Below are 9,697 nucleotides of genomic sequence, written 5' to 3'. Positions count from 1 at the left end.
CGTTGTAAAGGCTGGTAGGAGTGGTCAGAGATTGCTTGCGTCCACTTTGTGGTTCCCAGAATACGGGCTCCATACCGTGGGTCGTGTTCGCAAAGACACGATCTGCACACCGCACCTTCGGGGCGGACAACAGAACACACGCATGACGTGTGACCCAGATTTGACCACCACCACGCTACGGCGAGTGGATGTGTCTAGAAGGGTTACGGCGGCCATAGCGAGAGGGAAACGCCCGGTCACATTCCGAACCCGGAAGCTAAGACTCTCAGCGCCGATGGTACTGCAGGGGGGACCCTGTGGGAGAGTAGGACACCGCCGGACACCAATTCACGATGGCCACCCAGAAATGGGTGGCCATCGCTGTTTAACCAGAGGTTCCCCAGACGGAACCGGAAGACCCATCATCTCGACCCCCGTGGCATCCGCCGCGGTGCGGGTTAGGGTGGTGGCTGGTGACTCACGGGTCGCCGATCCCCGCCTCCAAGCGGGTCAACTCCACAGAGCTCCATCACGACAGGCGAGGAACGCATGGACGACGCAGCACCCGACCGCAACGACCGCGGACAGGACCGGCGCGACGAGCGCCCGCCCCGTGCCGCCGGCGGCGATCGCTCCTCCGCCCCGCGGGGTGGAGCTCGCGACGGCGACCGACCCGCTCGCGGTGGAGACTCCCGGCCGTACCGCTCGAACGATTCCGGTTCGCGCTCCGACGCCCCTCGTCGTGACGGCGCCGGACGCCCTGATCGTGGTGGAGACTCCCGTCCGCGCCGCGACGGCGACTCGCGTCCGTACTCGGGTGGCGACTCTCGTCCGCGCCGCGACGGTGATGCCCGCCCGCCTCGGGCCGGCGACGCGCGTCCTTCTCGTGACGGCGATTCCCGTCCTCGTCGTGAGGGAGAGTTCCGTCCTTCTCGTGACGGTGACTCCCGTCCGCGTCGCGACGGTGACGCCCGTCCTTCTCGCGATGGTGACTCTCGTCCTCGTCGTGAGGGTGACTTCCGACCTTCCCGTGATGGAGACTCTCGTCCTCGCCGTGACGGTGACTCCCGTCCTTCTCGTGACGGTGACTCCCGTCCCCGTCGCGAGGGTGACTTCCGTCCCTCTCGCGATGGTGACTCTCGTCCCCGTCGTGACGGCGATGCTCGTCTGTCCCGTGACGGAGACTCTCGTCCCCGTCGTGACGGCGATGTGCGTCCTTCTCGTGATGGTGATTCCCGTCCGCGTCGTGAGGGTGACTTCCGTCCCTCTCGTGACGGTGACTCTCGTCCTCGTCGTGACGGCGATGCGCGTCCTTCTCGTGATGGTGACTCTCGTCCTCGCCGTGATGGCGATGCGCGTCCTTCTCGTGATGGTGATTCCCGTCCGCGTCGTGACGGCGACTTCCGTCCCTCTCGTGACGGTGACTCTCGTCCCCGTCGTGATGGCGATGCGCGTCCTTCTCGTGATTTTGATTCCCGTCCGCGTCGTGACGGCGACTTCCGTCCTTCCCGTGACGGTGACTCCCGCGGCGGGCGCTTCGACGACCGCCGGGGCGGCGGCGATCGTGCGGGCGGCCGCGGTGGATTCGGCGGCGGGTACGCCGGTCGCGGTGCTCCGCGCGAGGAACCGGAGCTCACCGAGGAGGAGCGCGAGCGTCGCTCCCTCCAGTCGGTGCGGCCCCGGCACGACGACCCCGATCTGCCGGACGACGTCCAGGCGAAGGATCTGGACAAGGTCGCCCGCAACGAGCTGCGCACGCTGTCCAAGGACAACGCGGAGTGGGTCGCGCGTCACCTGGTGATGGCCGGCCGCCTGCTGGAGGAGGACCCGGAGCTCGCGCACCGCCACGTGCTCTCCGCTGCGCGCCGAGCCGGCCGGATCGCGGTCGTCCGCGAGTCGCTCGCCATCTCGGCCTATGCGACCGGTGACTTCGCTCTCGCGCTGCGCGAGCTGCGCACCTACCGGCGGATCTCGGGCTCGGACGAGCAGGTCCCGCTGATGGTCGACAGCGAGCGTGGAGTCGGACGCCCCGACAAGGCGCTCGAGCTCGGCCGCTCCGTGGACCGCAGCACGCTGAGCCCGGGCGCCCAGGTGTCGCTGGCCATCGCGATGTCCGGAGCGCGCCTCGACCTCGGTCAGGGCGAGCTGGCGCTGATGGAGCTCGAGATCCCGCAGCTCGACCCCGACCGCGCCTTCTCCTACAGCCCCGACCTCTTCGCCGCGTACGCGCTCGTCCTCGACGAGGTCGGCCGCGCCGAGGAGGCCGCCGAGTGGCAGCGCCGTGCGGACATCGCCGCGCGCGCCGTCTTCGCGGCCGAGGGCGGTGGCGACGACGAGACGATCGAGGTCGTCGAGGAGGAGGGCGAGTACGTGCCCGCTTCACGCGCCGAGCTCTCGGAGCTTGTCGCTGTCGACGCGTCCTCCGAGGCCGACGACGCGAACGATCTCGACGACGATCTCGACGACTCTGCGGAGCTGGACGTCTCGGTGGAGCTCGACGACTCGGTGGAGCTCGACTCCGCGGAGCTCGACGACGAGGACGACAGCCTCGACCCCGACTCGGCCGAGCTCGCGGAGCAGGACGCTCCCGAGATCGACGCGACCGACGAGCCCTCCGAGATCGATGAGCCCGATCAGTCCGACAAGTCCGACGCGGCGCCTGACTCCGACGCACCCGCCGACTCCGATGCAGCCGCCGAGACGACGGCCGCGGACGCCATCGAGCACCAGGCCGCGCTCGACGACGTGACCGAGGCGGACTTCGAGGAGGCTCTCGCCGACGCGACGCCCGAGGCGCTGTCCGTCGAGGACGCCGCCGACGATGCGCCGTCCGCTGAGGACGCCGCCGCCGAGGACACCGCCGAAGACGCGCCCTCCGGCGAGGACGCCCCGGCTGAAGACGCCCCGCTCGACGAGGCTCCCGCCGAGCACACCCCCGACACCACCCCCACCGACACCGAGGAGGACGGCGCCGATGTTCCGAAGCCCGAAGCCTGAGCCCAGCCCTCTCGACGGGCGCGACTGCGTCCTCGCCGATCTCGACGGGGTCGTCTACAAGGGCGCCGATGCGATCCCGCACGCCGTCGAGAGCCTGAACCGCGCGGCCGAGACCGTCCGCGTCGGCTACATCACCAACAACGCCTCGCGCACCGACGTCTCCGTGGCCGGCCACTTGTCGGACCTCGGCCTCGCCGTGCGCCCGGAGGACGTCGTCACCTCGCCGCAGGCCGCCGTCGTGCTGCTCGTCGATCTGATCCCGGCCGGCTCGACCGTGCTGGTCGTCGGCGGGGAGGGCCTCACCACCGAGGTCGAGCGGGCCGGCTTCACCGTCACCCGCAGCGCGGAGGACTCGCCGGCCGCCGTCATCCAGGGCTTCGCGCAGTCCGTCGGCTGGACCGAGCTGGCCGAGGCGTCGTTCGCGCTGCACACCGGCATCCCGTGGGTCGCGACCAACACCGACTGGACGATCCCGGTGGCCCGCGGCATCGCTCCGGGCAACGGCACGCTGGTCTCCGCCGTGCACACCGCGGTCGGGCGCCTGCCCGTCGTCGCCGGCAAGCCGGAGCGCGCGATCTTCGACGCGGCGACCGCGCGGTTCGGCTCGACGAATCCGCTGTTCATCGGCGACCGGCTCGACACCGACATCGCGGGAGCGAACACCTCCGGCATGGAGAGCGTGCTCGTGCTGACCGGCATCGACCGGGCGAAGCAGCTGCTCGCGGCCGAGCCGAAGCTGCGGCCGACCTACATCCTCGCGGACCTGCGCGAGCTGGACGCGCCGTACCCGGCGACGGTCGTCGCCCGGAACGGCACGCACTCGGTGCGCTCGGCGAAGGTGCGGCTCGACGGCGACTCCGTCGTGATCGTCGACGCCGGCTCCGACGAGACCGATCTGCTGCGCGCCGCCTGCTCGGTGATCTGGAGCTCGGGCCGCGCGATCTACGGGCTCGACGTGCCGGAGTCGCTCTACAGCTGAGCCTGCGCGGCGGGCTCCTCCCGGCCCTCGAGCCGGAGGAGCCCGCTGAGCCGGATCGCCAGCGCCACCGCCGCGACGGCGATCAGGGCGCCGTAGACGAAGGTGGCCGTGAAGACGGCAACGCCACTCCCGATCAGTCCGGTGACGGCGGCGGCCAGCAGCCCGGTCAGCGCGAGCGAGACCGAGCCTCCCGTCGAGTCGGCGATCTGCAGCGCCGAGCTGTTGAAGCCCTCGCGCCCCGGCGCCGAGAGGCCGAGCGTCAGCGTTCCCATCCTCGGGAACATCGCGCCCATCCCGCCACCCGCGAGGAACCAGCCGGCTCCGGCGACGATCGGCGACAGCGCGAGCACGACCGTCAGCAGCACGACCAGGATGCCGGCCAGCAGCAGACCCGTGCCGAGCCGCATCGCGCCGCCGTGCGAGAGTCGGGTGCCCGGGCGGCCCTGCAGCTGCGACCCCAGCGCCCAGGAGACGGCGCCGGCGGTGAGCGCGACGCCGGACAGCCACGGCGGGAGTCCGTACTGCTCGCTGAGCAGCAGCGGCAGGTAGACCTCGGTGCCGAAGAAGGCGGCCGCGACCAGGGCCCGCAGGAGCATCGTCGACGGCAGGACGCCGCGCGCCCGAAGCGTGCCGACCGGCAGCAGGGCCCGGACCGCGAGGATCACCACGGTGATCGCGCCTGCGGCGACCACGCCCGCCGCGTCCGGAGCGATCTCGGCGCTCGTGCTCAGCACGACGACGGCGGCGGCCACCACGACGGCGCGGACGACGCGGCCGATCGCGCTCCGGTCGAAGGGCCGCAGCTCCTGCGGCTCGAGCGCGCGCAGGGTCGGCGCGATGACCGCGCTCGCCACGGCCACCAGCGCCACGACGCCCAGGAACACCCAGTGCCAGCTGGTCAGCTCGGCGACGAGGCCGGCCGCGAGCGGCCCGACCAGCGAGGGCACCACCCAGGCCGCGGCGAAGGCGCCGAAGATCCGCGGGTGCAGCTCGGCGGGGAAGACCCGCGCGACCAGCACGTAGAGCGTGACGGTGATCCCTCCGCTGCCGAGCCCCTGCAGCAGCCGCGCGCCGACGAAGACCTCCATCGACGTCGCCGTTCCGGCCGCGATCAGGCCGAGCGTGAAGAGCAGGATCGCCGCGATCAGCGCCGGAGTCGGCCCGCGGCGATCGGCCGAGGATCCCGCGGCCACCATGCCGACGACCGCCGCCGCGAGGGTGGCCGCGAAGGCGAGCGGGTAGAGCGCGCGGCCGTCGAGGTCGGCGCTGATGATCGGCATGATCGTCGTGACCGCGAGCGACTCGAACGCGGCGAGGAACACGAGCGCGGTCGTGCCGACGGTGGTCAGGAGGAACGGAGCCGAGGTGATGCCGCGGCGGTCGACGGAAGGCACTCTCGCCACACTACGCGGCGCCGGGTCCGATGCCCTCGGATCAGCGGTAGACGGCCCAGTCGTCCTTGGTCAGCAGGGTGGGCGTGCCCTCGATCTCGACGAGCCAGCCGGCGTCGTCGCGCTCGAGGTAGCGACCCTGCACGATCTCGGGAGCCCAGCCGCCGTCGCGGGCGGACACCCAGCGGACGAAGCGGACCGTGCCGCCGCGGCGGAAGAGGGTGCCGTTGTGGTCGCTCACGCGGTGGTCCTCCGCGCGCGGGGGTCGGGGGCGTTCTCGACCTCGGGGAGGGCGTGCAGCCCGAACCGGCCGTGCGAGGCCGCGGTCAGCGCGCGCAGCCAGTGCGGATTGAGGTCGTGCCGTTCCGCCCCGTCGTACTCGTAGCGCGTGGCGATGGCGGGGTGCAGCCAGAGCTCGGCCGGGCGGCCGTCCTCGTCGGTGGTGGTGAGCAGGAAGCCCTCGCCGCGGCGGAACCGGGCGGTGATCACGCTCTGCAGGTGCGCGAGGGTGCGGTCCTCGAACCGGTGCGCGCTCGCCGGTGCCCCGTACAGCAGGCGTCCCATCGTCGATTCTCCTCCGCCGTTGCAGGCGCGCCGGAAGGGGTCACGCCGGAGAACAGCCTACTTTATTGACTAAATCGGTTAGCTAATTGGCCGTCGACGGGTGCGTTTCGGGGATAGCGCCCGCGGGGCGCGGAGACGTGATTCCATGGATGCAGCGAGTTCCCGGCCGGGGCGCCTGCCGTTCTGGAAGGCGCGACCCCATGACCTCTCGACCCGATCTGTTCGCTCTGCTGGCGCGACTGCGGACCGAGGAGCGCAGCTACGACGCGCGCGTCGAGCGCCGCCTCGGCATCGGCGCGACCGACCTGGCCGCCCTCCGGCTGATCGGGACGGGCGCGCTCCGCAGCGAGATCGTGCGCGCCGTCGATCTGGCCGGCGCGATCGGGCTGACGACGGCCGCCGTCTCGATCCTCGTGGACCGGCTCTCCCGGGCCGGCTACGTGGACCGCGTGCTCGACCCCTCCGACGGCCGCGGCCGGATCCTCTGCCTGACCACTCGGGCGGAGACGGCGCTCGGCGAGACCGATGAGCAGGTCTACGGCGAGGTCCGCACGCTCACCGACGGCGTCTCGGACGCCGAGTCGGTGCGCTTCGCCGAGGTGCTCGAGGGGCTCTCCCGGATCTTCGAGGGCGGGCCGTCGTCGCGCGAGCGCACGGCCTGAGCCCTCGGGGCCGCGTGCTCAGCGCGTGAGGCGCTCGATCAGCTCGCGGTAGCGGCCTGCGGTGCGGACGACGATCTCGTGCGGCAGCCGCGGCGGCTCGCCCTGACCGTCCCAGTTGTCGGCGAGCCAGTCGCGGACGATCTGCTTGTCGAAGGACTGCCCGCGCACGCCCGCGTCGTACTCGACCGCGTCCCAGTAGCGCGAGGAGTCGCTCGTCAGCACCTCGTCGCCGAGGGTGACGACACCGGTCGCGCGGTCGACGCCGAACTCGAACTTGGTGTCCGCGAGGATGACGCCGCTGCGCAGCGCGATCGCGGCCGCCTCCCGGTAGACGTGCAGCGAGAGGGTGCGCAGGGCTTCCGCCGCCTCCTCGCCGACGATCTCGACGGTGCGCTCGAACGAGATGTTCTCGTCGTGCTCGCCCTGCGGCGCCTTCCAGGCGGGGGTGTAGATCGGCTCGGGCAGGACGTCACCGTCCTCCAGGCCCTCGGGGAGGGCCACGCCGCAGACGGCGCCGGTCGCCCGGTACTCCTTGAGGCCGCTGCCGGAGAGGTAGCCGCGCACGACGCACTCGATCGGGAACATGTCGAGCGACGTCACGAGCATCGCGCGGCCGCGGACGGGCTCGGGGATCTCGCCGGCGAGGAGGTGGTTGGGCACGTCGGCCAGCTGGCCGAACCACCACAGCGACAGCTCGGTCAGCAGCTCGCCCTTGCCGGGGATGCCGGGCTCGAGGATCGTGTCGAAGGCGCTGACCCGGTCGCTGGCGACCACGAGCATCCGGTCGGCGCCGAGCACCGGGTCCGCGTCGTCGGGGGTGTAGAGGTCGCGCACCTTGCCGGAGTAGGCGTGCTGCCAGCCGGGCAGCGGTGCGGTGGGGTCGAAGGCCGGGGCGTCGTCGCGGGTCACCCGGCCATTCTCCCGGAACGCGGCGCGGCGGGCATCCCTCCGGTCACGAGTGCAGTGCCGGACCTGAGTGCGGGCTGGGCATCATCTCTGCCGCGCCGATCCTGAGCTGTCAACCACGCGCGCTGCCGTCGTGCCCGCGCCTAGCGTCGGAGTCATGACTTCCGAGAACACGACTGACCAGTACACGTTCCAGGACCCCTCGAAGATGTTCGCCGACATCGACACCGAGGAGCAGTACCAGGAGGGCTCCGGCCTGGACTCGAAGATGGACGACCTCGCCGACCGCGGCGAGTCGACCTACCGCGGCTCCGGCCGCCTCGAGGGCCGCAAGGCGCTCATCACCGGAGGCGACTCCGGCATCGGCGCGGCCGTCGCCATCGCCTACGCCCGCGAGGGCGCCGACGTCGCGATCGTCTACCTGCCCGAGGAGGAGTCCGACGCGAAGAAGGTCGTCGCCCTCATCGAGGAGGCCGGCCGCACCGCCGTCGCCATCCCCGGCGACATCACCGACCACGACTTCGCGGTCGGCGCCGTCGCGAAGGCCGTCGAGGGCCTCGGCGGGCTCGACATCCTCGTCAACAACGCGGGCAAGCAGCAGTCGGTCGAGGACTTCCTCGAGCTCTCCGACGAGCAGTTCGACGAGACCTTCAAGACCAACGTCTACGCGATGTTCTGGATGACGAAGGCGGCCGTGCCGCACCTCGCCCCGGGTTCCGCGATCATCAGCACCTCGTCGATCCAGGCCTACCAGCCGTCGCCGACGCTGGTCGACTACGCCTCCACCAAGGCCACGATCAACACGTTCTCGAAGGCGCTCTCGCAGCAGCTCGCGCCCAAGGGCATCCGCGTGAACGTCGTCGCACCCGGTCCGATCTGGACCCCGCTGCAGACCGCCGGCGGCCAGCCGCCGGAGAAACTGCCCGAGGTCGGCAAGCAGACGCCGCTCGGCCGCTGGGGCCAGCCCGCGGAGCTCGCTCCGGCCTACGTGTTCCTCGCCTCGCCCGAGTCGAGCTACGTCGTCGGCGAGACGCTGCACGTGAACGGCGGCATGCCGACGCCGTAACACTCGGCGGCGTCCGTGGGCCCAGCCTGCGCCCGGAGACCTCGGTCCCGGGCGCAGGCTGGGTCTTCGCATTTAGTTGTCGTAACAATGGCTCCGGAGAAGGCGAACTGCGCAAGGCTTTCCCCATGACCGATTCCCTGCCGATCCTCGACCTCTCCCGCCTCGACCAGGGAGAGGAGGAAGCCGCCGCGTTCCGCCGCGATCTCCGCGAGACCACGCACGACGTGGGCTTCTTCTACCTCGTCGGCCACGGTGTGCCGCAGGACCTCCTCGACGACGTGGTCGCCGTCTCCCGCCGCTTCTTCGAGCTCTCCGAGGAGGAGAAGCTCGCGATCGAGAACACGGCCAGCCCGCAGTTCCGCGGCTACACCCGCTTCGGCGCCGAGCTCACCAACGGCGACGTCGACTACCGCGAGCAGGTCGACATCAGCATCGACCGCGAGACCGTGCCGGCCGGCGCCGACGTGCCGGACTACCAGCGCCTCGAGGGGCCGAACCTCTGGCCGGAGTCGCTGCCGGAGTTCCGCACCGTCTTCGAGCGCTGGCACGAGGAGCTCGCCGCGGTGGCCATCCGCCTGCTGCGCACCTGGGCCGTGGCGCTCGACGCTCCGGCCGACGTCTTCGATGAGGCGTTCGCCGAGAAGCCGTTCTCGCTGGTCAAGGTCGTCCGCTACCCCGGCACCTCCGACCCCGAGCCCAAGCAGGGCGTCGGCGCGCACCGCGACGGCGGCGTGCTGACCCTGCTGCTGGTCGAGCCCGGCAAGGGCGGCCTCCAGGTCGAGCACGACGGCTCGTGGATCGAGGCGCCGGCGCTGCCCGGGGCGTTCGTCGTCAACATCGGCGAGATGCTCGAGCTGGCGACCGGCGGCTACCTCAAGGCGACGCTGCACCGCGTGATCTCGCCGCTGATCGGCACCGACCGCATCTCGATCCCGTTCTTCTTCAACCCCTCGCTCGACTCGACCATGCCGTCGCTGCCGCTGCCGGAGGAGCTCAAGTCCGGCCTCTCGGTCGACCCGACCAACAGCCCGATCCTCGAGACCTACGGCGAGAACGCGCTGCGCTACCGCCTGCGCGCGCACCCCAACGTCGCGGCCGTGCACCACGCCGACCTCCTGACCCCGACGAGCTGACCCGTCCCACGGGCTGACCC

Annotated in this window: 10 protein-coding genes and 1 rRNA gene; 6 read left to right on the top strand and 5 right to left on the bottom strand. The window is 71.4% G+C overall.

Annotated elements, in window-relative coordinates; translation table 11 throughout:
* Window positions 1-204 precede the first annotated feature (204 nt).
* A 5S ribosomal RNA gene (gene rrf, locus HQQ86_RS13580) occupies window positions 205-321 on the top strand.
* A gap of 168 nt (window positions 322-489) precedes the next feature.
* On the opposite strand, the gene HQQ86_RS20945 is transcribed toward rrf, so the two are convergent.
* Window positions 490-1,665 (bottom strand): hypothetical protein, encoded by a 1,176-nt coding sequence (locus HQQ86_RS20945; protein WP_216845366.1) that lies wholly within the window; start codon window positions 1,663-1,665, stop codon window positions 490-492.
* On the opposite strand from HQQ86_RS20945, the gene HQQ86_RS21335 reads away from it, so the two are divergent.
* On the top strand, window positions 1,651-2,976 hold the full coding sequence (locus HQQ86_RS21335; RefSeq protein ID WP_254071998.1) for a hypothetical protein: 1,326 nt from the start codon (window positions 1,651-1,653) through the stop codon (window positions 2,974-2,976). The genes HQQ86_RS20945 and HQQ86_RS21335 overlap by 15 nt on opposite strands.
* Entirely contained in the window at window positions 2,954-3,955 is a 1,002-nt protein-coding gene (locus tag HQQ86_RS13565) for an HAD-IIA family hydrolase (protein WP_173288712.1), read from the top strand. Before HQQ86_RS21335 ends, HQQ86_RS13565 begins: the two co-directional genes overlap by 23 nt.
* Here the strand turns inward: HQQ86_RS13565 and HQQ86_RS13560 are convergent.
* Genes HQQ86_RS13560 through HQQ86_RS13550 form a run of 3 tightly spaced genes read right to left on the bottom strand, consistent with a single transcriptional unit; the run spans window position 3,946 to window position 5,910 of the window.
* Window positions 3,946-5,349: an MFS transporter gene (locus HQQ86_RS13560; RefSeq protein ID WP_367948652.1), complete on the bottom strand. Its 1,404-nt coding sequence runs from the start codon at window positions 5,347-5,349 to the stop codon at window positions 3,946-3,948. The two genes, HQQ86_RS13565 and HQQ86_RS13560, sit on opposite strands and share 10 nt — an antisense overlap.
* Window positions 5,350-5,389: 40 nt before the next feature.
* Window positions 5,390-5,587 (bottom strand): hypothetical protein, encoded by a 198-nt coding sequence (locus HQQ86_RS13555; RefSeq protein ID WP_173288711.1) that lies wholly within the window; start codon window positions 5,585-5,587, stop codon window positions 5,390-5,392.
* Window positions 5,584-5,910, bottom strand: a complete 327-nt coding sequence (locus HQQ86_RS13550; RefSeq protein ID WP_173288710.1) for a hypothetical protein — start codon at window positions 5,908-5,910, stop codon at window positions 5,584-5,586. The genes HQQ86_RS13555 and HQQ86_RS13550 overlap by 4 nt, the downstream gene beginning before the upstream one ends.
* A gap of 200 nt (window positions 5,911-6,110) precedes the next feature.
* Between HQQ86_RS13550 and HQQ86_RS13545 the strand changes: the two genes are divergently transcribed.
* Window positions 6,111-6,572, top strand: a complete 462-nt coding sequence (locus HQQ86_RS13545; protein WP_173288709.1) for a MarR family winged helix-turn-helix transcriptional regulator — start codon at window positions 6,111-6,113, stop codon at window positions 6,570-6,572.
* 18 nt (window positions 6,573-6,590) lie between these two features.
* Here HQQ86_RS13545 and HQQ86_RS13540 read toward each other — a convergent pair whose 3' ends face one another.
* Window positions 6,591-7,481: a phosphoribosylaminoimidazolesuccinocarboxamide synthase gene (locus HQQ86_RS13540; protein WP_173288708.1), complete on the bottom strand. Its 891-nt coding sequence runs from the start codon at window positions 7,479-7,481 to the stop codon at window positions 6,591-6,593.
* A gap of 154 nt (window positions 7,482-7,635) precedes the next feature.
* Here HQQ86_RS13540 and HQQ86_RS13535 point away from each other — a divergent pair, with 154 nt between their 5' ends.
* Together HQQ86_RS13535 and HQQ86_RS13530 are read left to right on the top strand one after the other, a co-directional pair.
* Entirely contained in the window at window positions 7,636-8,544 is a 909-nt protein-coding gene (locus HQQ86_RS13535) for a glucose 1-dehydrogenase (protein ID WP_173288707.1), read from the top strand.
* Window positions 8,545-8,669: 125 nt separating this feature from the next.
* Window positions 8,670-9,677 carry an isopenicillin N synthase family oxygenase gene (locus HQQ86_RS13530; RefSeq protein ID WP_173288706.1) on the top strand — a complete coding sequence of 336 codons (1,008 nt, stop codon included), beginning with the start codon at window positions 8,670-8,672 and terminating at the stop codon, window positions 9,675-9,677.
* The last annotated feature ends 20 nt before the right edge of the window (window positions 9,678-9,697 follow it).

Origin of the sequence: Rathayibacter sp. VKM Ac-2857 (assembly GCF_013205025.1) — a bacterium.
Lineage (GTDB): Bacteria > Actinomycetota > Actinomycetes > Actinomycetales > Microbacteriaceae > Rathayibacter.
This window is presented reverse-complemented; position numbering and strand designations above follow the sequence as displayed.

What these genes read in the sequence shown, in the direction of transcription:
- HQQ86_RS13565 (WP_173288712.1), top strand. Translation starts at nt 2,954, where the DNA reads ATGTTCCGAAGCCCGAAGCCTGAGCCCAGCCCTCTCGACGGGCGCGAC.
- HQQ86_RS13550 (WP_173288710.1), bottom strand. Translation starts at nt 5,910, where the DNA reads ATGGGACGCCTGCTGTACGGGGCACCGGCGAGCGCGCACCGGTTCGAG.
- HQQ86_RS13545 (WP_173288709.1), top strand. Translation starts at nt 6,111, where the DNA reads ATGACCTCTCGACCCGATCTGTTCGCTCTGCTGGCGCGACTGCGGACC.
- HQQ86_RS13535 (WP_173288707.1), top strand. Translation starts at nt 7,636, where the DNA reads ATGACTTCCGAGAACACGACTGACCAGTACACGTTCCAGGACCCCTCG.
- HQQ86_RS13530 (WP_173288706.1), top strand. Translation starts at nt 8,670, where the DNA reads ATGACCGATTCCCTGCCGATCCTCGACCTCTCCCGCCTCGACCAGGGA.